20 protein-coding genes are annotated in these 20977 nt (G+C 71.6%); 7 read left to right on the top strand and 13 right to left on the bottom strand.

Annotated elements, in window-relative coordinates; genetic code table 11:
• Positions 1-57 precede the first annotated feature (57 nt).
• Complete coding sequence (locus ACH5AC_RS16195; protein WP_398862448.1) at positions 58-303, bottom strand: hypothetical protein; 246 nt, start codon at positions 301-303, stop codon at positions 58-60.
• Positions 304-910: 607 nt separating this feature from the next.
• Here ACH5AC_RS16195 and ACH5AC_RS16190 point away from each other — a divergent pair.
• The 5 genes from ACH5AC_RS16190 to ACH5AC_RS16170 all read left to right on the top strand — a co-directional run bounded on the left by ACH5AC_RS16190 (position 911) and on the right by ACH5AC_RS16170 (position 5832).
• Positions 911-1510: an HD domain-containing protein gene (locus ACH5AC_RS16190; protein WP_398862447.1), complete on the top strand. Its 600-nt coding sequence runs from the start codon at positions 911-913 to the stop codon at positions 1508-1510.
• A 111-nt stretch (positions 1511-1621) separates the two neighbouring features.
• Complete coding sequence (locus ACH5AC_RS16185) at positions 1622-2116, top strand: FBP domain-containing protein (RefSeq protein WP_398862446.1); 495 nt, start codon at positions 1622-1624, stop codon at positions 2114-2116.
• Positions 2117-2237: 121 nt separating this feature from the next.
• A complete protein-coding gene (locus tag ACH5AC_RS16180; RefSeq protein WP_398862445.1) occupies positions 2238-3485 on the top strand; it encodes an aromatic acid exporter family protein in 1248 nt (415 codons plus the stop codon).
• A gap of 34 nt (positions 3486-3519) precedes the next feature.
• Positions 3520-4563, top strand: a complete 1044-nt coding sequence (locus ACH5AC_RS16175; protein ID WP_398862444.1) for a hypothetical protein — start codon at positions 3520-3522, stop codon at positions 4561-4563.
• Positions 4564-4665: 102 nt separating this feature from the next.
• The gene (locus tag ACH5AC_RS16170) at positions 4666-5832 is read left to right on the top strand and encodes a lactonase family protein (protein ID WP_398862443.1); all 1167 of its coding nucleotides are present in this window, start codon (positions 4666-4668) and stop codon (positions 5830-5832) included.
• Here the strand turns inward: ACH5AC_RS16170 and ACH5AC_RS16165 are convergent.
• Entirely contained in the window at positions 5800-6528 is a 729-nt protein-coding gene (locus ACH5AC_RS16165) for a DUF2470 domain-containing protein (protein WP_398862442.1), read from the bottom strand. The two genes, ACH5AC_RS16170 and ACH5AC_RS16165, sit on opposite strands and share 33 nt — an antisense overlap.
• Before the next feature lie 75 nt (positions 6529-6603).
• Entirely contained in the window at positions 6604-7209 is a 606-nt protein-coding gene (locus ACH5AC_RS16160; RefSeq protein WP_398862441.1) for a TetR/AcrR family transcriptional regulator, read from the bottom strand.
• A gap of 129 nt (positions 7210-7338) precedes the next feature.
• Here ACH5AC_RS16160 and ACH5AC_RS16155 point away from each other — a divergent pair, with 129 nt between their 5' ends.
• Positions 7339-8850 (top strand): cytochrome P450, encoded by a 1512-nt coding sequence (locus ACH5AC_RS16155; RefSeq protein ID WP_398862439.1) that lies wholly within the window; start codon positions 7339-7341, stop codon positions 8848-8850.
• Here ACH5AC_RS16155 and ACH5AC_RS16150 read toward each other — a convergent pair.
• From ACH5AC_RS16150 to ACH5AC_RS16105, 10 genes are all read right to left on the bottom strand, one after another.
• On the bottom strand, positions 8812-9645 hold the full coding sequence (locus tag ACH5AC_RS16150; protein WP_398862438.1) for a pentapeptide repeat-containing protein: 834 nt from the start codon (positions 9643-9645) through the stop codon (positions 8812-8814). The two genes, ACH5AC_RS16155 and ACH5AC_RS16150, sit on opposite strands and share 39 nt — an antisense overlap.
• 32 nt (positions 9646-9677) lie before the next feature.
• Positions 9678-10406, bottom strand: coding sequence for a PIG-L deacetylase family protein (locus tag ACH5AC_RS16145; protein ID WP_398862437.1), 729 nt, complete (start codon positions 10404-10406; stop codon positions 9678-9680).
• 97 nt (positions 10407-10503) lie between these two features.
• Positions 10504-11805: an alpha/beta fold hydrolase gene (locus ACH5AC_RS16140; RefSeq protein WP_398862436.1), complete on the bottom strand. Its 1302-nt coding sequence runs from the start codon at positions 11803-11805 to the stop codon at positions 10504-10506.
• A gap of 90 nt (positions 11806-11895) precedes the next feature.
• Positions 11896-12921 carry a LacI family DNA-binding transcriptional regulator gene (locus ACH5AC_RS16135; RefSeq protein ID WP_398862435.1) on the bottom strand — a complete coding sequence of 342 codons (1026 nt, stop codon included), beginning with the start codon at positions 12919-12921 and terminating at the stop codon, positions 11896-11898.
• Between the two features lie 77 nt (positions 12922-12998).
• Complete coding sequence (locus ACH5AC_RS16130) at positions 12999-14429, bottom strand: BNR repeat-containing protein (protein WP_398862434.1); 1431 nt, start codon at positions 14427-14429, stop codon at positions 12999-13001.
• A 62-nt stretch (positions 14430-14491) separates the two neighbouring features.
• Positions 14492-14812 carry an L-rhamnose mutarotase gene (locus ACH5AC_RS16125; protein ID WP_398862433.1) on the bottom strand — a complete coding sequence of 107 codons (321 nt, stop codon included), beginning with the start codon at positions 14810-14812 and terminating at the stop codon, positions 14492-14494.
• A 31-nt stretch (positions 14813-14843) separates the two neighbouring features.
• Entirely contained in the window at positions 14844-15926 is a 1083-nt protein-coding gene (rhaS, locus tag ACH5AC_RS16120) for a rhamnose ABC transporter substrate-binding protein (RefSeq protein WP_398862432.1), read from the bottom strand.
• Between the two features lie 43 nt (positions 15927-15969).
• Positions 15970-16965, bottom strand: coding sequence for an ABC transporter permease (locus tag ACH5AC_RS16115; protein WP_398862431.1), 996 nt, complete (start codon positions 16963-16965; stop codon positions 15970-15972).
• Complete coding sequence (locus ACH5AC_RS16110) at positions 16958-17998, bottom strand: ABC transporter permease (RefSeq protein ID WP_398862430.1); 1041 nt, start codon at positions 17996-17998, stop codon at positions 16958-16960. Before ACH5AC_RS16110 ends, ACH5AC_RS16115 begins: the two co-directional genes overlap by 8 nt.
• Positions 17995-19512 carry a sugar ABC transporter ATP-binding protein gene (locus tag ACH5AC_RS16105; protein WP_398862429.1) on the bottom strand — a complete coding sequence of 506 codons (1518 nt, stop codon included), beginning with the start codon at positions 19510-19512 and terminating at the stop codon, positions 17995-17997. Before ACH5AC_RS16105 ends, ACH5AC_RS16110 begins: the two co-directional genes overlap by 4 nt.
• Positions 19513-19772: 260 nt before the next feature.
• Here ACH5AC_RS16105 and rhaI point away from each other — a divergent pair, with 260 nt between their 5' ends.
• Entirely contained in the window at positions 19773-20933 is a 1161-nt protein-coding gene (gene rhaI, locus ACH5AC_RS16100) for an L-rhamnose isomerase (RefSeq protein ID WP_398862427.1), read from the top strand.
• The last annotated feature ends 44 nt before the right edge of the window (positions 20934-20977 follow it).

Below are 20977 nucleotides of genomic sequence, written 5' to 3'. Positions count from 1 at the left end.
CCTCGGCGCGGGCCGGTTGCCGACCTGCGCCGAGGCGGTCCCTGGGCGTGCGCGTGCTCAGGCCGGTGACTCGTCCGGGGTGGGGTGCTCGGGGTTCACGGTCGCCGCGTGCGGGGCACCCTGACGGCCGGTGCCGGCCTCGTCGGTGTCCGGCACGTCCTCGTCGTCATCGTCGTCGGAGTCGTCCGGTCGGTTCGTCGCGGAGACCTCCCACGGGTCCTCACCGGGGCGGGCCTGCTGATCCTGCATGTCCCGGGGCACCCGCTCGCCGCCCCGGTCCATGGCATCCGGCTGCTCGGCCACGAGGTGCTCCCTTCCTGTCGCGGAAAGTCAGGGAAATCCTGACCGAATGAGGAACCCGCGAGTACCTCCGCGAGCCGCGGCGAAACGTCGAGGTCCGAGGTGGCGGTGAGTACGTCGATGTCGCGCTGTCGCGGCCGGTGTCGGCGCCGCGCGGGACGGTCTCGGGTCTCCCCAGAACATGCGCACCGTCGATCAGGCCGCCGATCCGTGGCGTGCCCGCCGAGCCGTCGACGAGGATGTCGCCGGGCCAGAGGTCGAAGTGGACCAGGCGGAGGCTGGTGACCTCGTCCAGGGCGGAATACCCGGACCGGAGCACGGCGGCCAACTCGTCGACAGGCCGGGCCAGTCGGGCGCGGTAGCGGCGGGCGTCGTCGGGGAGCGCCTGCGCACGGAGTTGGGCCGCCAGGTGGCCCGTCTGCACGAGGTGACGTCATCAGCAGGTGGTCCTCGCCGACCGCCACCACGCGCGATGCCGCGACGCCCGGGCGCGCCGCGCCGTCTTGGAACTCGGCCTCGGAGAGCAGCAGTCGGTGCTCGTAGCGAGGAGTCGCCCACGCCCCACCCCCCGCGCAAGTCGGCTGCGCCGCTTGGCACTTACGCTGACGCGATGACCACCGCCGCGCACCTGCTGTCGATCGCCCTGGAAGAGACCACCGACCCTCCCCTGCGCCCGCTGCCCCACGACGTGGCCGACCTCTTGGGTGAACTGGCCGCGCCGCCACGGCTGGTGGCCCACCTGCGGGCCGTGCACGACGTGGCCGCGCAGCTCGTCGACTGGGTGGTGCGGCGGTGTCCCGAGCTGGAGGTCGACCGGGCGGCGGTGCTCTACGGCGCCGCCACGCACGACATCGGCAAGGTGCTGCACCCGGCCGAACTGTCCGGCCCGGGCGGCCGGCACGAGAAGGCCGGGCGTGATCTGCTGCTGGCCCGCGGGGTGCCCCCCAGCCGGGCACGGTTCGCCGCGACCCACGCCGCATGGGCGGAGCCCGGCGTCGGCGTCAACGACCTGCTGGTGAGCATCGCCGACAAGACATGGAAGAACAAGCGGGTGCCGGAACTGGAGGACCGGGTCGTGGACCTCCTCGCGCGGGCCGGCGGCCACGAGGCGTGGCAGGAGTTCCTCGCGCTGGACGAGCTCCTGACCACGATCGGCGAGGACGCCGACCGCAGGCTGGCCTGGCAGGCGGCTCATGGCGTCCATGGGTGAGGGGCTCCTCCGGGGAATTCACTGGCTTCGTCCACCCCCGGCTCCCTACCCTGAGTGAAACCTAGACCCCCTAGGTTTCGGTATCGAACCATGTCACTGGAGGCTGTCCCCATGCGCCCGCTCACCGAGCAGGACATCCGCAATTCCTTCGTCAACTGCTCGAAGGGAGAGGCCAAGCGCCTGGCGGTACCGCGTGATCTGGGCGAACGTCTCTGGGAGGACCTGGACTTCCTCGGCTGGCGGGATCCCGGGGCGCCGGACCGCAGCTATCTGGTGACCGAGAGAGAGGGCCGGGCGGTCGGGGTGGCCCTGCGCTTCCCGACCTCCCGGCGCGGGTTCCTGCACCGCAGCCTGTGTTCGCTGTGCCTGACCACCCATCCCGGTGGCGGCGTCTCCCTGATGACGGCGCGCAAGGCCGGCGCGGCGGGCCGCGAGGGCAACTCGGTGGGCCTGTACATGTGCACGGACCTCGCCTGCTCCCTGTATCTGCGCGGCAGGAAGGTCCCGGAGTCCGGGGTGCGCTTCGAGGAGAGCCTCACCCTGGAGGAGCAGATCGCCCGGACGAGGGGCAACCTCGCCGCGTTCCTCGACAAGGTGTACGCCTGACCCCCGACTCCCCGCTCCTGGTCTTTTTCCGGCTCCTGTGAACAATGTAGGAACCCTTGCGGACAGCTCCGGTCCTGAAAGGGACGTTCGAGTTCACAAGGGATGGGGAACAGGCCAAGGGATGCTAGAGGTACGTGAGGGTGTCGCCTCGCTGACGCGAGTGGCGCGGCTGCGGCGCGACCCCGTGGTCGTGCAGACGCTGCGCTCGGCCGTCGCCGCGACGCTCGCCTATGTCGTGGCGCTGCGGCTGTCCCCCGAGGCCGCCCCGCTCACCGCGCCGCTGACCGCGCTGCTGGTCGTCCAGGTCACCTTGTACGCCACGCTCACCAACGGCATCCGCCGGGTGAACGCGGTGGTGGCCGGTGTCCTCGTCGCCATCGCCTTCAGCCTGCTGGTGGGTCTGACGTGGTGGAGCCTGGCGCTGCTGATCGTTGCCTCGCTGGCCGTGGGCCATGTGGTGCGCGTCGACGAGTACGTGCCCGAGGTGGCGATCAGCGCGATGCTCGTGCTCGGTGTCACCACCGTCGGCGACACGGCATGGGCGCGGGTCGTGGAGACGCTCATCGGCGCGGTGGTGGGTCTCGGCTGCAATCTGCTGCTCGCCCCGCCGGTCTGGGTGGACGAGGCCGGCGAGTCGATCGAGGGCCTGGCCCGCCGGGTGCGGCAGCTGATGCTGCGCGTCGGCGAGGAGGCGGCCGGCCGTACGCCGGTCGAGCGGGCCGCCGCCCGGCTGCACGAGGCGCGCCGCCTCGACCACGACATCGTGGAGGTGGACGCGGCCCTGCGGCAGGCCGAGGACAGTCTGCGGCTCAACCCGCGTGTGAAGGAGGGCCTGCTCCACCGGATCGTGCTGCGCACCGGGCTGGACACGCTGGAGATCTGCACGGTCGTGCTGCGAGTGCTCGCCCGCACCCTCACCGACCTCGCCAAGGAACGCGAGCCCGAGCCGCTCTTCCCGGCCGAGACCGGCGCCACGGTGGAGCAGCTGCTGTCCGAGGTCGCCGACGCGGTGGTCAGCTTCGCCGTGCTGGTCACCACACATGTCAGCCTGAACGCCGACGCGGCCGAGGCCCGGCTGGCCGCCGAGCTGCGCCAGGCCGCCACCACCCGTGACAAGCTCGCCCAGCTGCTGGCGGACCAGGTCCAGCGCGACGCCCGCCACTGGCAGCTGTACGGTGCGGTGCTGACCGAGGTCAACCGCATCCTCGACGAGCTCGACACCGAGCACCGCTCACGCCGGCTGCTGGAGGAACTGGACCGCCAGGGGCGCGAACGGCACTCACCTCTCCCCCGGCTCACCCGGCTGCGGAAGTGGATTTCCGGCCACCGGTGGCGGAACCGCGGGGCGGCCGCCCGTCGTTCTACGTGACGTCACTGTGCACGACGGCGAGGGGGTACCAGGGATGACCGACAGCACCGTACGCATCGACGGGGACACGCTGCGGCTGCCGGGCGGTGTGGCGGTGCGGTTCATGCGGACCCTGCGGCTGCCCGAGACAGGCACCCATCCGCTGCCGCCGGGCCTCGGGCAGTTCCCGGTGCGGCGGATCTCCGACTATCCGGACACCGCGCCCGCCGAGTGGCTCGCCCGCGGTGGCGTCATGCTGCCGGTGTATCTGCGGGAGGCGATGTGGCTGAGCTTCGCCGGCAGCCTGGAGCCCGCGGCGCTGCAGGTCGGGGTCGGCAAAGTGTGCGCGGTGTCCGGCAAGCGGTGGAGCGACCGGCTCTCCCGGCACCCGCAGAACTACGTGGTGCTGCCCCGCCAGCCCTGGCTGGACGGCATCAACTCCGGCAAGGGCACCGTGCGCCAGTTCGTGGCCGTGCCGCTCGGACTCGGGGCGACCGTCGAGGGGCAGGTCACCGGCGAGGAGGTCTGGGGCGGCATCCAGCTGCAGGCGTTCCGGCTGAACGAGCAGAGGCTCGCCGAGTGGCACGAGGCCCAGCGACGCCTGGCCCGGCCGAGGTTCGGCGGTGGGGACGGCGCGCCGCCGCCCGCTCCCGGCGGGGTGTCGGCGCCCATGGCCGCCGCCGCACCGGCCGCACCGGCCGCGGCGCCGCGGGCCGCCGCCGCGATGGGGCTCGGGGTGGGCGGTTCGATGCGGCAGGAGGTCTACCAGGACGACCGGTCGCCGAAGGACTGGGCGAAGGAACCGGCCGGCCGGGTCTTCGTGCACCTGGTGACGCCCCCGGAGTGGCGCCGCATCACCGGCGAGGCCCCGCCGCCCTCCCCGGTGGACCGTGCCGCGTACACGGCCGCGGGGCTGCCCTGGTTCGACTACTACGACCAGGACGCCGAGGACCTCTCCCCCACGGACGCGCTGGGCGCGGTCAAGCCGGTCGGCGAGTGGCTCGGCGACGACCTCGACCCGTGGCAGCCGCCGTCCCCGGGGCAGGTGAAGCCGCTGAAGGACGCGCCGGGCAAGCCGGTGCAGGACGGCGACTGGTAGCCGGTTCCCCGCTCCGGCGCCCGCCCGGCCTTTGCGTTCCGGCGTCCCCGGCGTCAAGGTGGCTGTCTCGGACGGGACGGCCGGCGACCTGAGGGTGCGGACATGGGCAGTGGGACGGCAGCGGCGGTCGGCGGCTGGAGCAGGCGCCGCTTCGTCGGGGCGCTCGGCGCCGTGGCGGCCGCGGGCGGGTCCGTCGCGGGCTGCGCGGACGGCCCGGACACGGAGCACCCGGCGGTGTCCCGGAGCACGGCGCCCTCCGGGACCTCCCCCCGTGCCCTCTACCTCGGCACCTACACCTCCGCCGAGGGCGGCGGCCGGGGCATCGGGGTGGCCTCGTACGACCCCGCGTCGGGACGGATCACCGGCGGCGGCACGATCACCGGCGTCGCCGACCCGTCGTATCTCGCCCTGCACCCGGACGGCCGCACGCTGTACGCGGTGAACGAGCGTGAGCGCGGCACCGTGACCGCCGTGCGACCGGCCGACCGTACGGTCCTGGGCAGCGCTGCCACGGGCGGGGCGCACCCCTGTCATCTGTCCGTCCACCCGGGCGGGCGCTGGCTGCTGAGCGCGGACTACGGCTCGGGCAGCGTGGCGGTGCACCGGATCGAGGCGTCGGGGGCGCTCGGCGCGCGCGGCGACCTGGTCGCGCACCGCGGGCCCGCGCACGCCCACCAGTTCGTCACGGCCCCGGACGGCGGCCACCTCCTGGCCGTGGACCTGGGTACGGACACCGTCTACAGCTACCTCCTGGACGAACGGTCCGGCACGCTGCGGGAGGTCGCGCGGGCGCGCACCCGGCCGGGCGCCGGCCCGCGCCATCTGGCCTTCCATCCCGGCGGGCGGTACGCCTACCTGGCCAACGAGGTCGACGACACGCTCACGGTCTGCGCCTACGACCCGTCGACGGGCCGCCTGACGATCGGCGCGCCGCAGTCCACCGGATCGGGTGCAGGCACCAACTACCCGGCGCAGCCGGTGGTCTCACCGGACGGCCGGTTCGCCTACCTCGCCAACCGGGGCGCGAACACGCTCGCGCGGTACGCGGTGGAGGCGGACGGCGCCCGGCTGCGGCTGCTGGGCACGGTGCCGGTGGCCGGGGACTTCCCGCGCCAGATCGCCCTGTCACCGGACGGGAGGCTGCTGTTCGCGGCCAACCAGAGATCGAGCACGGTCAGCGTCTTCCACGTCGACCCGGACAGCGGCGGGCTGCGGCTCGCGGGCGAGCCGTTCGCGTCACCCGTCGCCGTCTGCGCGCTGCCGCTGTAGGGCGCGCGGGCAGGCGGCGCGGCTCGCCTGGGCGAGCAGGGCGTGCATGCGTTCGGTGAGCTGGGCGACACCGTCGGCGGGGGTGTGGAAGGGCAGCCGTACATCGCCGTGGGCGCGGGCGCGTTCGATGCGCAGGGTGAGTCCGTGCCGGTCGACGGCGAGGGGCTGGACGCGGACCGCGCCGTGCAGACTGTCGTCGCCGACGAGCCGGGTGAGGCGCTCGACGGCGTCGGGGTGGGCGTCGGCGAGGTGGGTCAGCAGCTGCGCCTCGGCGGTGGCGAGCGGGTCGGGCGCGGCGGCGGCGAACTCGTCGAGGCCGACGACGACGGCGCCGGTGGGCTGTTTCAGCACGACGCGGGTGGCCGTGAAGGCGAGGTGGTCGTCGCCCTCGGGGCTGAACCAGCCGGCCAGCCACAGACGGGCGCGGATCCGGCTCCGGACCGGGACGGGTGCGACGTCGGCGAACTCCAGCACGGCGGACGGCTCGCCGCGCGGGGCGCAGATCGCGGCGGTGAGCAGCGCGCTGTCCACGGGCACGCGCAACAGGACGCGGCCGTCCTCGGTGACGGTGTGCGCGCCGACGAACTCCTCGCGCCCGCCGCCCGCGGTCACCGCGCAGGACCACGCGGTGGCGAGCACGGACCGGGCCCGCTCCGCCGTGGACGGCGCGGCCGTCCACTCCTGGCTGTCACCCATCCCAGACCTCCTTAGGTAAGCCTTGCCTAACCTATCGGAGATCGGAGTCCACGCCAACCACCGGGCACCGCCCGCTCACGAGACCACCCCCAGCAGCGCCCGCGCGCACAGCTCCCGTACCTGCTCCCGAGTGAGCTCCGCCCCGCGCAGCCACTCCAGACAGACGGCCGTCGTGAACGCCAGCCAGCCGCGCACCGCCAGCCGTACGTCGGCCCTTCCCTCGACATCCGGGCCGAACTCGGGGTCGGCGGCCAGGGCCTCGACGATCTGGCGCTCCTGGACCGCCAGCGCCCGCCGGTAGACGCGGCGCACGGTCCGGTCGCCGGCCGCGTCCGCGCTGTGGAAGGCGCGGTAGCCGTGGGCGTGGGCCTGGACGTACTCCAGATAGGTGTCCAGTCCGGCGGCGAGCTGCGCACGCACCGGCACCCCGGGCACCGGTGCCGTCATGCGCAGCATGCGTTCGCTCTCCCGCTCCACCACGGCCGCGAAGAAGTCCCGCTTGGTCGGGAAGTAGTGGTACAGCAGCCCGCGTGAGACCCCGGCGATCTCCGCCACCTGCTCGATCCACACATCGTCGTACGGACTCTCCGAGAACAACCGCGCCCCGACCGCCAGGAGTTGCTCCCTGCGTTCCTCGGTGCTGAGCCGACGGCGGGTGCGCCCGCCCTGGTTCGCAGCCATGCCCGCACCTTACTTGACGTCGATTCACCAGCGGCAGCAGACTGAGGCGCGCTGTTGAACTCGCGTACAACAAGCTCGAACCCGTACACAACTCGCTCAACCTGCCGCTGGATCAAGGGAGATCGCGTCATGGGGGCACCACTTCCGAAGGGGTTCCGCAGCGCCGAGCTGGGCTGGCCCGCGCTGCACCGCATACCGCATCCACCGCACCGGCTGCCGCTGCTGGGCGATGTGCTCGGCGTGAGCCGCACCACTCCCCTGCAGGACTCCCTGCGCCACGCCCGGCAGCTTGGGCCGATCTTCCGGCGCCGGGTGTTCGGGAAGGAGTTCGTGTTCGTGTGGGGCGCGGACCTCGCCGCCGACCTCGCGGACGAGACACGGTTCGCCAAGCACGTGGGGCTCGGCATCGCCAATCTGCGGCCGGTCGTCGGTGACGCGCTGTTCACCGCGTACAACCACGAGCCCAACTGGCAGCTCGCCCATGACGTACTGGCCCCCGGTTTCAGCCGCGAGGCCATGGCCGGCTACCACCCGATGATGCTGGACGTTGCACGGCAGCTCACCGACCACTGGGACCGGGCGACGGCGGCCGGACGGTCCGTGGACGTGCCCGGGGACATGACCAAGCTGACGCTGGAGACCATCGCGCGCACCGGGTTCGGGCACGACTTCGGCTCCTTCGAGCGGCCCCGGCCACATCCCTTCGTCACCGCGATGGTCGGCACGCTCAGCCACGCGCAGCGGCTCAACACCGTGCCCGCGCCGGCGGCACCGCTGCTGCTGCGCCGCGCGAACCGCCGCAACGAGGCCGACATCGCGTATCTCGACCGCACCGTCGACGACCTGGTGCGGGCCCGGCGCGCGGCGGGCGGCGGGAGCGGTGATCTGCTCGACCGGATGCTGGCGACCGCCCACCCCGAGACCGGCGAGCGGCTGTCCCCCGAGAACGTGCGCCGCCAGGTCATCACCTTCCTGGTCGCCGGCCACGAGACCACCTCCGGCGCGCTCTCCTTCGCGCTGCACTACCTCTCCCGGCACCCCGAGGTCGCCGCCCGGGCCCGCGCCGAGGTGGACCAGGTGTGGGGCGACGCGGCGGCCCCCGGCTACGACCAGGTGGCCAAGCTGCGTCATGTCCGCCGGGTGCTCGACGAGTCGCTGCGGCTGTGGCCGACCGCGCCCGCGTTCGGACGGGAGGCCCGGCAGGACACCGTGCTGGGCGGGAAGCACCCGATGCGGCGGGGCGCCTGGGCACTGGTGCTGACCCCGATGCTGCACCGCGCGCCCGAGGTGTGGGGTGAGGACGCGGAGCGGTTCGACCCGGACCGGTTCGACGCCCGGGCCGTACGCGCCCGGCCGCCGCACACCTTCAAGCCGTTCGGGACCGGCGCGCGGGCCTGCATCGGCCGGCAGTTCGCGCTGCACGAGGCGACGCTGGTGCTGGGACTCCTGCTGCGCCGCTACGACTTCCGTCCCGACCCCGGCTACCGGCTGCGGGTGACCGAGCGGCTGACCTTGATGCCGGAGGGGCTGCGGCTGCGTCTGGAGCGGCGCACGCCCGCGGCGGCCGCGCCGGAGCCGGAGCCGGTCACGGGAAGGGTTCTGTCAGAGGCTCGCTGTCCAGTGCACCGGGCGGGTGACTGACGCCGGCAGCCGGGTGCCCGCGCTGCCCCGGGCCGCGTTCAGCTGCGGCTGGGTCAGGAAGAACGCGCCGGTCAGGTCGGCGTCCGTGAGGTCGGTGTCACGCAGGTCCGCCCCGATCAGGTCGGCACCGCGCAGATCCGCGCCGGTGAGGTCGGCGGCGATCAGCAGGGCGCCGCGCAGGTTCGCTCCGCTCAGGTCGGCACCCCTGAGGCGGGCGCCCATCAGGTCCGCGCCCCGGCGCTCCTTCCTCTTCCGGCCGGGCGTCCCGGCCCGGGCCAGCTCGCTGGTCCTCAACAGCAGCACGTTGACGTCCTGGCGGTGGGCCGCGACGTCCAGGACGGCCAGCTCGTCCGGGGTGCCCCGCGTCAGCCCCTGAGTCTTCTCCAGGGCGCGGCCCAGCTCGGCGCGCAGCGGGCGGGCGGCGGGCAGGGTGAGCGCCTCGGTGAGGTACCAGAGCAGTTCGTGCAGCTGGCGCACCACCGGGAACACCTCGAGCATCCGCCGCGCCTCGGCCTTGGACGCCGTACGCCAGTCCCGGCCGGCGAAGGTGACCTGCGAGACCTTCTGGCCGGCGCCGAAGCAGTCGTAGACGGTGCAGCCGGTGAAGCCCTTCTGCCGCAGCCGCTCGTGGATGCCGCAGCGGTGGTCGTCCTGGAGGTTGCGGCAGGGCGTGCCCGCGTCCTTGTCGAGGGCGAAGTCCGCGGAGCGGGCGAAGGGCAGGGCCACGCAGCACAGTGCGAAGCAGTTCCCGCAGTCACCGCGCAGGTCGGCCCGGCCGGCCATCTGATCTTGCATATCGTTCAGCATACGGAACGGTGGCGAGTCACTCAGCGGCCGAACAGTTCGAACGCCACGGCGGGGCGGCCGCCGAAGCGTTCTCCGGTGGAGCGGGCCATGCCGGTCAGGAAGTTGCGTACGTAGTCTTCGGGGTCCTCGTCCGTCAACGCCTCGATGTACGTGCGGTGTTCGAGCAGGGACCGGACGGCGCGCTCCAGGCCGGGGGTGGCGTCCACGGCGTGGGTGGGGGTGGCGGATCCCGCCACGGCGACCCAGCGCACACCGCTCCAGGGCTGCAGGCCCTGCTCGACGAGTTCCGGGAAGATCCAGCGGTTGCCCGCGTCCGCCGCCGCGTCCAGCGTCGCCCGGCCCACCGCGACATGGTCGGGCGTGTTCCACGCGACACCGCCCCAGGTGTCCCGGTGGTTGAGCGTGATCACCAGCTCGGGGCGGTGGCGCCGGATCGCGGCGGCGATGTCGCGGCGCAGGGCGAGGCCGTACTCGATGACGCCGTCGCGGTGATCCAGGAACTCCACGGTGGACACGCCGACGACGGCCGCACTCGCCCGCTGCTCCCGCTCTCGCAGCGGGCCGCACTTCTCCGGGGCGAGGGTGTCGATGCCGGCCTCGCCCCTTGTCGCCAGCACGTAGGCGATCTCTCGGCCGGTGCCGGTCCAGGCGGCGATCGCTGCGGAGCAGCCGTATTCCAGGTCGTCCGGGTGGGCCACGATGGCGAGGGCGCGGGTCCAGTCCTCCGGCATGGGGATCAGTTCGGTCATGTCGGCAGGCTATTCGACTGCGGGCCGGTGGGGGCTGGTCGCGCCCACGCGGCGGAGCCGCATAGCGAACACAGCCCCGCGACCCTGACGGGGTGCTCTACGCCTCGTCTCTTGTCAAAGCGAGGAGGCGGTCCAGGACACGCGGGCCGCTCGTGCGTACGCCGTCGTGTTCGTACTCGTTCGTGACCCAGGTGCGCAGGCCGCGGATGGTCTCGGCCGTCCGCAGCGAGTGGGCGGTGTCCACGTACATGTCGTCGTGGTAGATCGCCGCCGCCACCGGGACCTCGTTGGCGGCCAGGCGTGCCGGGTCGTACAGGGGTGTCCAGGGGGTGTGGGCGGCCAGCAGGTCGGCCGTGTCGCGCAGGGGGCGCAGGGCGGGGTCGCAGTCGAACATCCAGGGGTGGATGGTCTCGCCGGTGAAGAGGAGGGGCGTGTCGCCCGCGAGGGTCTTGGCCGCGTCGAACTGGGGGAACTCGGCGCGGACGCGCTCGGCCGACCAGTCGGTGGGGCGGGCGTCCTGACCGTAGATCGCCTCGTGCACGAGGGCGTAGAGGGGGTGGGCGGCGTACGACAGCTGGTTCTGGAGCTGTTCCTGGAAGGCGTCGGAGAGTTCCGGGCCGCGCGGGGTGGTCACGAACGCGTCTTCGAGGAGGTGGTGGAGGCGGTGACTGCCGTCGGCGCCGCCGAGGAGGATGCCGAGGGACTGGAACGCCTCGACGGTGAGGCGGTAGCCGTTGGGGAGGGTGACCTCGTGGGTGAGGAGGTGGTCGGCGATGCGGCGGGCGCGTTCGATGTCCTGCGGATAGCGGGCGTAGTGCGCGGCGGCCTTGCGCTCGATGCGCGGGTAGGCGGCGCGGTAGACGTCGTCGGCGTGGGCGTCGAGGGAGGGCAGGCCGCCGGTGATGACGGCTGCGGTCAGGGCCTCGGGGGCGATCGACAGGTACGTCACCGTGCAGAAGCCGCCGAAGCTCTGGCCGAGGACGGTCCAGGGGGCGCCGCCGGTGACCTCGCGGCGGATCAGCTCGCAGTCCCGGACGATGGAGTCGGCGCGGAAGTGGGTGAGGTAGGCGGCCTGTGCGGCGGGGCCGCCCCGCAGTGGGAGGGTCTGGCGGTTGGCGGGGGTGGAGTGGCCGGTGCCACGCTGGTCGAGGAGGAGGACGCGGTACTCCTTGAGGGCGCGGCCGAGCCATGCCTGCCTGCCGATGAAGCGGTGGGCGCCGAAGCCGGGGCCGCCCTGGAGGTAGAGCAGCCAGGGCAGGTCCTGGTGCGCCTTGTCACCGGCGACGACCTCGCGGGCGTACAGCTCGATCGTCTCCCCGGCCGGGTCGCCGTGGTCGAGGGGGACGGTGAAGCGGCGGTCGGTGAGGACGACGCCGGGCTGGCGGTAGGTCGCGGTCAACGAGGCTCCCGGGACGGTGGGTGTGCGGGCCGCGTCCCAGTTCAGCACAGGTGGGGGCGGGAGTGCCCGCCCGGGGCCCCGCGTCGCCGTTCAGCGAGCCGACAGGCTGGAGTGACGGACCACCAGCTCCGGCTGCAGCACCACCCTGCGGTGTGCGTGCGGGCGTTGGCGGGGACCCTCCTCGGTCTCCTCCAGGAGGAGTTCCGCGGCGAGGGCGCCCATGGTGACGGCGGGCTGGCGGACCGAGGTGAGCGGGACGGCCGCCGCGGCGGCGAACTCGATGTCGTCGTAGCCGACGATGGCGAGGTCCTCGGGGACGCCCACGCCGGCCGCGTACATGGCCTGGAGCACGCCGAGGGCGAGCAGGTCGTTGGCGCAGAAGACGGCGGTGGGGCGGTCGGCGAGGCCGAGCAGCCGGGCGCCGGCGTCGCGGCCGGCGGCCACGTCGAGGCGCTCGGTGGGCAGTTCGCGCAGATGCTCGGGGCCGAGGCCGGCCTCGGCGAGCGCGCCCAGCGCTCCGGTGCGGCGGTCGCGGACCTGGTTGAAGCCGGGCGGGCCGCTGACGTACGCGATGGAGCGGTGTCCCGCGTCGATGAGGTGCCGTACGGCGAGCGCGCCGCCCGCGACGTCGTCCACGGACACCGAGCACTCGGTGGTGCCCTCGGAGACCCGGTCGACCAGCACGAAGGGGATGCCGTGCCGGCGGAAGGAGTCGATGTTGCGGCCGGTGGCGTCGGCCGGGGTGAGCAGCACGCCCCGCACCCGCTGCTCGGCGAAGAGGGAGAGGTACTCGGCCTCCTCGGTGACGCTCTCGGCGCTGTTGCAGACCATCACGCCGAGTCCGGCCTCGCGGGCGGCCCGCTCGGCGCCGCGCGCGACGTCCACGAAGAAGGGGTTGCCCATGTCGAGGACGAGCAGGCCCATGATCCGGCTGCGGCCCGCGCGCAGCTGGCGCGCGGACTCGCTGCGGACGTAGCCGAGCCGGTCTATGGCGGACTGCACGCGGGCCCGGGTCTCGGTCGCGACGGTGTCCGGGCGATTGATGACGTTGGACACCGTGCCGACGGAGACTCCGGCGGCGCGTGCGACGTCCTTGATACCCACCGACTGGGCCATCGGGCAGGGACCTCCAGGGAGACGAGGGGCGGCAGGACGACCTTCACATTACCGTCGAGCCGCCCCAACAGCGGTGGTCAGGCGGGCAGGCGGAAGTTGAGCGAGCGCAGCGCCGAGGGCGTCGTGCCGCTGGACTTCTCCTGGTACATGATCGACAGGAAGTTGTCCTGACGGATCCGGGTCTCGTCGATCACCACCTCGCCGAAGGCGTTGAGTCCGGCGCCCACCCCGTCGTAGAGCATCGACCAGTCGGTGTACCCGGATGCCTTGGAGGCTCCGGCGATCCGGCAGAACGGGAAGATCGCGTAGGCGTTGTCGTACTTGTCGAGGATCAGCTTGGTGCGCTGGCTGGAGTCCAGCGGGACCGGGATCTCGGTCTTCTGCCAGGCGCCGGAGGCGTTCTTGCGGACGTGGAAGGCGCGGCCGTTGCGGGTGCGGTCGGACACGTAGTTCGTCGTGCACTGGCCGAAGCGGCCGGGGACGTAGGAGATGATCCCGTGCGGCAGGCCCGCCGAGTCGGTGAACTGGCTCTCCTGGTTCATCAGGGAGTGGTCCGGGTTGAGCGGGTCGACGACCAGTCCGGGGTCGGTGACCGAGACCCGGTCGGAGCCGCCCGTCGTGCCGACGAGGGTGCCCGCGTTGTTGCGCCAGGTGCGGCCGCGGTCGTCGGAGTAGACGTAGCCGGTGTCGTGGTTGGTGATGCCGCCGCCGGAGCACATCACGGCGCCGTTCTGCTCACGCCAGGTGAACAGGGCGTGCAGGCGGCCGTTGACGTCGTAGTCGATGCCGTGCAGGTACATGTTGCGGGCGGTGCTGGAGCCGTGCTCGCTGCTGTAGGTGCCGGTGGAGCTGGTCCACTCGCCGAGGTTGGTCCAGGAGGTGCCGTCGTACTCGGCGAGGGCGTTGCGGCCGTTGCCGGAGATGGCGACGCGGTAGCTGAGCTGGAGCCTGCCCTCGGGGGTGGAGACGAACTGCGGGTAGGTGAACTGGGAGGTGAGGGCGAGGCCGTCGAGCGTGGACTGGGGGGCGCCGAAGCGGCTCGCCGTCCAGGTGAAGGCGTCCGGGTTGTCCATCAGGCCGGCGACGGACTTGACGTAGGTGAAGCCGTCGCTGTGCGAGTCCATGTTGAGGTGGAGCCGGCCGTCGATCCGGGAGACGCCCATGGAGATGACGTTGTGGGAGTCGTTGTAGCGCAGGGTGTGGCCGACCTTGACGGTCTCCCACGTGCTGGAGGGGAACTTGCGGCGGCCGACGACGGCGTTGCGGTCGGCGGTGTACCAGACGGCGTACTGGTAGCCCTTGTAGGTGAGGAGGCCGTTCTTCTGGAACGAGTTGTTGTTGACCAGGCCGTCGTACGACACGAAGAAGATGGCCTGGCTGTCCAGCAGGGTGCTGCCGGTCAGGGTGACCGAGGGGCCGGGGTCGGCGGCGCGGGCGGTGCCGCCGGCGAGCAGGGGACCGGCGACGGTACCGGCGAGCGCGGCACCCAGCAGCGTACGTCTCTTCATCTCGGGGGACTCCATTGTCGGCGAGGGACGTGGGCGAGAGGGGGTTTCGGGCGAGGGGGGTTTCAGGCGAGGTGGAACACCTCGGTGAGGGGCTTCATGGCCTCGTCGGGCCGGGCGCCGTCCAACGACTCGAAGAACGGCGCCATCTCGGCCTGCCAGCGGGCGTTGACGTCGGTGGCTTCCATACCGGCCACGGCTGCCTGGAAGTCCTCGGTCTCCAGGTAGCCGACGAGCAGGCCGTCCTCGCGGAGGAACAGCGAGTAGTTGTGCCAGCCGGTGGCTCTGAGCGCGTCGAGCATCTCGGGCCACACGGCGGCGTGCCGCTCGCGGTATTCGTCGAGGCGTTCCGCCCTGACCTTCAGCAGGAAGCACACGCGCTGCATCAACAGCCCTTTCCGGAAGGAGAGTCTGGGATCAGAAGTTGAACTGGTCGATGTTCTTGGCGTCGAACACGGTCGGCTTGCCCAGGCTGATCACGCCGTCCTTGCCGATGGTGTACGTGGTGTCGCCGGCCTTGAAGGTCTCGCCCTCCTTGCCGGTGATCTGACCGGAGACCAGGGCGACGGAGACACGGGCGGCGAGGTCGCCGAGCTTCGCCGGGTCCCACAGCTCGAAGGCGTCGACGGTGCCGTCCTTGACGTACTTGCGCATGTCGTTGGGGGTGCCGAGGCCGGTCAGCTTGACCTTGCCCTTGTAGTTGGAGCCCGACAGGTACTGGGCGGCGGCCTTGATGCCGACGGTGGTCGGGGAGATGATCCCCTTCAGGTTCGGGAACTCCTGGAGCAGGCCCTGGGTCTGCTGGAAGGACTGCTGGGCGTCGTCGTTGCCGTACGCGACCTTGACCAGCTTCATGTCCTTGTACTTGGGGTCCTTCAGCTCCTCCTTCATGTAGTCGATCCAGATGTTCTGGTTGGTCGCGGTCTGCGCGGCGGACAGGATCGCGATCTCGCCCTTGTAGCCGATCTGCTCGGCGAGCAGCTGCACCTCGGTGCGGCCGAGGTCCTCGGCGGACGCCTGGGAGACGAAGGCGTTGCGGCACTCGGGCTTGGTGTCGGAGTCGTAGGTGACGACCTTGATGCCATTGCTCATGGCCTGCTTCAGCGCGGTGCACAGCGCGCCCGGGTCCTGCGCGGACACGGCCATCGCGTCGACCTGCTGCTGGGTGAGGGTGTTGACGTACGACACCTGGCCGGCGGTGTCGGTCGCGCTGGACGGGCCGACCTCCTTGTAGCTGGAGCCGAGCTCCTTCAGCGCGGCCTCGCCGCCCTTGTCGGCGGAGGTGAAGTAGGGGTTGTTGACCTGCTTGGGCAGGAAGCCGACGGTGAGCCCCTTCTTCAGCTCGGCGTCGGGGTTGGCGGTGGCCCCGGAGTCGGCCGAGCCGGCGCTCTCGTTCTTGACGTCCTCCTTGGTGGTGCCGCCGCAGGCGGTGGCGGCGAGGGCGAGGGAGGAGACGGCGGCGAGCGCCATGCAGGCACGGCGGAGGGAGGAGTTGCGCATGGTTGGGGTTCCTTAGGAGGAGGGGAGCGAGGGGAGGGGGGACTTATGACGTCGATGTCGAGGCGGAGGCGGCTCTGCGGCCCGCTCGAGCGACGTGGATCTGGCGTGCGACCCGGGGGCCGAGCACGGAGAGGACGAGCAGTACACCGGTGACGACGATCTGCGACTGCGCGGAGACGTCCTGGAGGCTCATCACGTTCTGGAGCGCCCCGAGGAGGAACACACCGGCGATGGCACCGCCGAGCGTGCCCTTGCCGCCGTCGAAGTCGATGCCACCGAGCAGGACGGCGGCGACGACGGAGAGTTCGAGACCGGTCGCGTTGTCGTAGCGGGCGCTGGCGTAGTGCAGGGCCCAGAAGATACCGGTGAGGGAGGCCATCAGGCCGGTGACCGTGAACAGGATCAGCTTCTGCCGCTTGACGCGGATGCCGGCGAACCGCGCCGCCTCCTCGCTGGCGCCGATCGCGAACAGCGTCCGCCCGAACGGGGTGGCGTGCAGGGCGACGACGGCGATGGCGAGCAGGACGAGGAAGGGCAGCAGCGCCTGCGGCACGAACGTGTCGCCGATCCGGCCGGACGCGAAGGTCAGGTACTGGGTGGGGAAGTCGGTCACCGCGTCGGAGCCGAGCACGATCTGTGCGATGCCCCGGTAGGCGGCGAGGGTTCCGATGGTGACGGCGAGGGACGGCAGCCCGAGCCGGGTCACCAGCAGGCCGTTGATCAGGCCGCACACCACGCCGAGCAGCAGACAGATCGGGATGATCGTCTCGATGGTCATGCCCTGGTTCCACAGGGCGCCCATCACGGCACCGGACAGACCGGCCGTCGAGGCGACCGACAGATCGATCTCGCCGGAGACCACGAGCAGGGTCATCGGCAGCGCGATGAGCGCGATCGGCAGGGTGTTGCCGATCAGGAACGACAGGTTGAGGTCGTTGCCGAAGCCGTCGACGAAGCCGAAGGACAGCAGCAGGACGACGATCAGGAGCGCGCCGACGACGGTGTCCCAGCGGATGGCTCGGGTGAGGGACTCAGGCATGGCGAGCGTTCCTCTTCTTCAGGGCGGTGGCCACGCGGAGCGCGACGATCCGGTCGACCGCGATGGCGAGGATGAGCAGGATGCCGTTGATGGCGAGCACCCAGACGGAACTGACGCCGAGGGCGGGCAGCACGCTGTTGATCGAGGTCAGCAGCAGGGCGCCGAGGGCCGCTCCGTAGACGCTGCCGGAGCCGCCGGTGAAGACCACGCCGCCGACGACGACCGCGCTGACGACGGTGAGTTCGTAGCCGTTGCCGGTGCTGGAGTCGACGTTGCCGAACCGGGCCAGGTACATGGCGCCGGCGAGTCCGGCGAGGGCGCCGCAGAAGGTGTACGCGGCGAGGATCCGCTTGCGCACGGGGATGCCGGCGAGGCGGGCGGCCTCCGGGTTGGAGCCGAGGGCGTAGAGCTCGCGGCCGCTGCCGAACTGCTTGAGGTAGTACGCGGTGGCGATGAGGACGGCGAGGGCGACCAGCGCCAGGTAGGGCACCGCGGAGATGCCGCCGGCGCCGAAGTCGACGAAGGAGCCGGGCAGGTCGGCCGCCGTGATCTGCCGGGAGCCGACCCAGATGGAGTCGATGCCCCGGATGATGTAGAGCGTGCCGAGGGTGACGACGAGGGCGGGCACCTGGCCGAGGCTGACCAGCAGGCCGTTGAGGAGGCCGAACCCGACGCCCGTCAGGACGGCGAGGAGCACGGCGACGACGGGGTTGCCGCCGCCCTGGAGGTAGATGCCGGCGGCGAAGGCGCTGATGCCGAGCGTGGAGCCGACCGACAGGTCGACGTTGCGGGTGATGACGACCAGGGACTGGCCGGTGGCGACCAGGACCAGGATGGTCGCGTTGAGCAGCAGGTCCTTGATGCCCTGTTCGGACAGGAACTCGCTGTTGCCGGCCTGGGTGACGGCGATCATCGCCAGGAAGACGACCAGGATGGCGAGCTCTCGCATCTTGAAGACGCGGTCGACGAGCCGGGTGCCGCCGGACTTGGCCGGCTCGGTCACGGGGGCCTCTTGGGGGGTGGTCACCGTCATGCGGCGGTCCTCCCGGTGGCTGCGGCCATCACGGTTTCCTCGGTGGCTTCGGAGCGGGGGATCTCGGCGGTGAGCCGGCCCTCGTGCATCACGAGCACGCGGTCGGCCATGCCGAGGATCTCGGGCAGGTCGGAGGAGATCATCAGCACGGCGACGCCGTCGGCGGCGAGCCGGCTGAGCAGCCGGTGCACCTCGGCCTTGGTGCCGACGTCGATGCCGCGGGTGGGCTCGTCGACGATGAGCACCTTGGGGCCGGTGGCCAGCCACTTGGCGAGGACGACCTTCTGCTGGTTGCCGCCGGACAGGGTGGAGACGGCGTCGGCGATCCGGGCGTACTTCACCTGGAGCTTGACCGCCCAGTCGAGGGAGCGGCTGCGCTCGGCGCCCCGGTCCACGAGGCCGGCCTTCACGGTCGTACGAAGTCCGGTCAGGCCGATGTTGCGCTCGATGGACATGTCCATCACCAGGCCCTGGGCGCGCCGGTCCTCGGGGACCAGGGCGAGGCCCGCGGCCATGGCGGTGGACGGCGCGCCGTTGGTGAGCCCCCGCCCGTCGATCTCGACCTCGCCCGCGTCCCAGCGGTCGATGCCGAACACGGCCCGGGCGACCTCGGTGCGGCCGGCCCCGACGAGTCCGGCGAGGCCGACGATCTCGCCGCGGCGGACCTCGAAGGAGACGTCGGTGAAGACGCCCTCGCGGGTCAGCCGGCGCACGCTGAGGGCGACCTCGCCGGGCGTGACGTCCTGCTTGGGGTAGAGCTCGTCGAGGTCGCGGCCGACCATACGGCGGACCAGGTCGTCCTCGGTCATACCGGCGAGCGGCTCGCTGGCGATCCAGGCGCCGTCGCGCAGGGTGGTGACCCGCTGGCAGATCTCGAAGATCTCCTCCAGGCGGTGGGAGATGAACAGCACCGCGGCGCCCTGTTCGCGCAGGGTGCGCACGACGCCGAACAGGCGGGCCACCTCGCTGCCGGTGAGGGCGGCGGTCGGCTCGTCCATGATCAGGACCCGGGCGTCGAAGGAGAGCGCCTTGGCGATCTCCACGATCTGCTGGTCCGCGATGGACAGGCCGCGCGCGGGCTGTTCGGGGTCGAGGTCGACGCCGAGGCGGGCCATCAGGGCGGCGGTGGCCGCGTGGGTGGCCTTGTGGTCGATGCGGCCGAGGGCGCGCTTGGGCTGGCGGCCCATGAAGATGTTCTCGGCGATCGACAGATCGGGGAAGAGCGTGGGCTCCTGGTAGATCACGGCGATGCCGGCGTCGCGGGCGTCGCCGGGTCCGTGGAAGGCGACGGGCTCACCGTCGAGCAGTACCTGACCGGCGTCCGGTCGGTGCACGCCGGCGAGCGTCTTGATGAGGGTCGACTTGCCCGCGCCGTTCTCCCCTGCGAGGGCGTGCACCTCTCCGGCGAACAGCTCAAGAGAGACGCCCCTGAGGGCGCGTACAGCGCCGAAGGACTTGGCGACGTCCTTCAGCGCCAGCACCGGGGCCGGTCCCGCGTCGGACGGGTGGGTCATGGAGGGCTCCTCGACGACGTCGGCGGCGGGGCCGACTCAACGCCGTGAAAGGTTTCAACTGGATTGCCGGGACGTTAGGCACGCCAGCCATGTCACGTCAATGGGTCCGCCCCGAAAAGTTTTCGATAGACCAAGGTCACGCGTCGGTCACGGGAGGCGCCCCTGACCCCAGGGCTTGACAGTCCTCCGGCGGCCTCATAGCTTCCCCTTCTGAATCGTTTCATAGGAAGCGTTACAGACCGATGCCACAGGAGCCGGAAGTGACCGACCTCGCCGCGGTGAAGGCCGCGCTCAAGACCCAGGCCGTAGAAACGCCGTCGTGGGCGTACGGGAACTCGGGGACCCGGTTCAAGGTCTTCGCGCAACAGGGTGTGCCCCGGACACCCCAGGAGAAGCTGGCGGACGCCGCCAAGGTGCACGAGTTCACCGGTGTCGCGCCCACCGTGTCGCTGCACATCCCCTGGGACAAGGTCGACGACTACGCGGCGCTCGCGAAGTTCGCCGAGGAGCGGGGGGTGAAGCTCGGTGCGATCAACTCCAACACCTTCCAGGACGACGACTACAAGCTGGGCAGCATCTGCCATCCGGACGCGGCCGTGCGGCGCAAGGCCGTCGACCACCTGCTGGAGTGCGTCGACATCATGGACGCGACCGGATCGCGTGATCTGAAGCTGTGGTTCGCCGACGGGACGAACTATCCCGGGCAGGACGATGTGCGGGCGCGGCAGGACCGGCTCGCCGAAGGTCTGGCCGAGGTGTACGAGCGGCTCGGGGACGGGCAGCGGATGCTGCTGGAGTACAAGTTCTTCGAGCCGGCGTTCTACACGACGGATGTGCCGGACTGGGGAACGGCGTACGCGCACTGTCTGAAGCTCGGTGAGAAGGCGCAGGTCGTGGTGGACACGGGTCACCACGCGCCGGGCACCAACATCGAGTTCATCGTCGCCACGCTGCTGCGCGAGGGGAAGCTCGGCGGGTTCGACTTCAACTCGCGGTTCTACGCCGACGACGACCTGATGGTCGGGGCCGCCGATCCGTTCCAGCTGTTCCGGATCATGTACGAGGTCGTGCGTGGGGGCGGGTACGGGCCCGAGGTCGCGTTCATGCTCGACCAGTGCCACAACATCGAGGCGAAGATCCCGGCGATCCTCCGGTCGGTGATGAACGTGCAGGAGGCCACGGCGAAAGCTCTGCTGGTCGACCGGGTCGCGCTGGGTGAGGCTCAGGCGTCCGGGGATGTGCTCGGGGCGAATGCGGTGCTGATGGACGCGTACAACACGGACGTGCGGCCGCTTCTTCGTGAGGTGCGGGAGGAGATGGGACTTGACGGTGATCCACTGAAGGCGTATGCGCGGTCCGGGTGGGCTCAGAAGATCGTCGAGGAGCGTGTGGGTGGGGAGCAGGCCGGGTGGGGGGCGTAAGCGTCTGCCGGGACCTGTCGTCTGCGGGGTGCGGGTTGTTTGTG

Source organism: Streptomyces sp. NPDC018693 (genome assembly GCF_044391385.1).
In the GTDB taxonomy this organism is placed as follows: domain Bacteria; phylum Actinomycetota; class Actinomycetes; order Streptomycetales; family Streptomycetaceae; genus Streptomyces.
Note: the sequence above shows the minus strand (reverse complement) of the source record. Positions and strands in the feature narration are given on the sequence as shown.

Bases quoted from the DNA above. Each gene is read 5' to 3' on its own strand.
- ACH5AC_RS16190 (WP_398862447.1), top strand. From the start codon at position 911: ATGACCACCGCCGCGCACCTGCTGTCGATCGCCCTGGAAGAGACCACC.
- ACH5AC_RS16185 (WP_398862446.1), top strand. From the start codon at position 1,622: ATGCGCCCGCTCACCGAGCAGGACATCCGCAATTCCTTCGTCAACTGC.
- ACH5AC_RS16180 (WP_398862445.1), top strand. From the start codon at position 2,238: ATGCTAGAGGTACGTGAGGGTGTCGCCTCGCTGACGCGAGTGGCGCGG.
- ACH5AC_RS16175 (WP_398862444.1), top strand. From the start codon at position 3,520: ATGACCGACAGCACCGTACGCATCGACGGGGACACGCTGCGGCTGCCG.
- ACH5AC_RS16170 (WP_398862443.1), top strand. From the start codon at position 4,666: ATGGGCAGTGGGACGGCAGCGGCGGTCGGCGGCTGGAGCAGGCGCCGC.
- ACH5AC_RS16165 (WP_398862442.1), bottom strand. From the start codon at position 6,528: ATGGGTGACAGCCAGGAGTGGACGGCCGCGCCGTCCACGGCGGAGCGG.
- ACH5AC_RS16160 (WP_398862441.1), bottom strand. From the start codon at position 7,209: ATGGCTGCGAACCAGGGCGGGCGCACCCGCCGTCGGCTCAGCACCGAG.
- ACH5AC_RS16155 (WP_398862439.1), top strand. From the start codon at position 7,339: ATGGGGGCACCACTTCCGAAGGGGTTCCGCAGCGCCGAGCTGGGCTGG.
- ACH5AC_RS16150 (WP_398862438.1), bottom strand. From the start codon at position 9,645: ATGCAAGATCAGATGGCCGGCCGGGCCGACCTGCGCGGTGACTGCGGG.
- ACH5AC_RS16145 (WP_398862437.1), bottom strand. From the start codon at position 10,406: ATGACCGAACTGATCCCCATGCCGGAGGACTGGACCCGCGCCCTCGCC.
- ACH5AC_RS16135 (WP_398862435.1), bottom strand. From the start codon at position 12,921: ATGGCCCAGTCGGTGGGTATCAAGGACGTCGCACGCGCCGCCGGAGTC.
- ACH5AC_RS16130 (WP_398862434.1), bottom strand. From the start codon at position 14,429: ATGAAGAGACGTACGCTGCTGGGTGCCGCGCTCGCCGGTACCGTCGCC.
- ACH5AC_RS16125 (WP_398862433.1), bottom strand. From the start codon at position 14,812: ATGCAGCGCGTGTGCTTCCTGCTGAAGGTCAGGGCGGAACGCCTCGAC.
- rhaS (WP_398862432.1), bottom strand. From the start codon at position 15,926: ATGCGCAACTCCTCCCTCCGCCGTGCCTGCATGGCGCTCGCCGCCGTC.
- ACH5AC_RS16115 (WP_398862431.1), bottom strand. From the start codon at position 16,965: ATGCCTGAGTCCCTCACCCGAGCCATCCGCTGGGACACCGTCGTCGGC.
- ACH5AC_RS16110 (WP_398862430.1), bottom strand. From the start codon at position 17,998: ATGACGGTGACCACCCCCCAAGAGGCCCCCGTGACCGAGCCGGCCAAG.
- ACH5AC_RS16105 (WP_398862429.1), bottom strand. From the start codon at position 19,512: ATGACCCACCCGTCCGACGCGGGACCGGCCCCGGTGCTGGCGCTGAAG.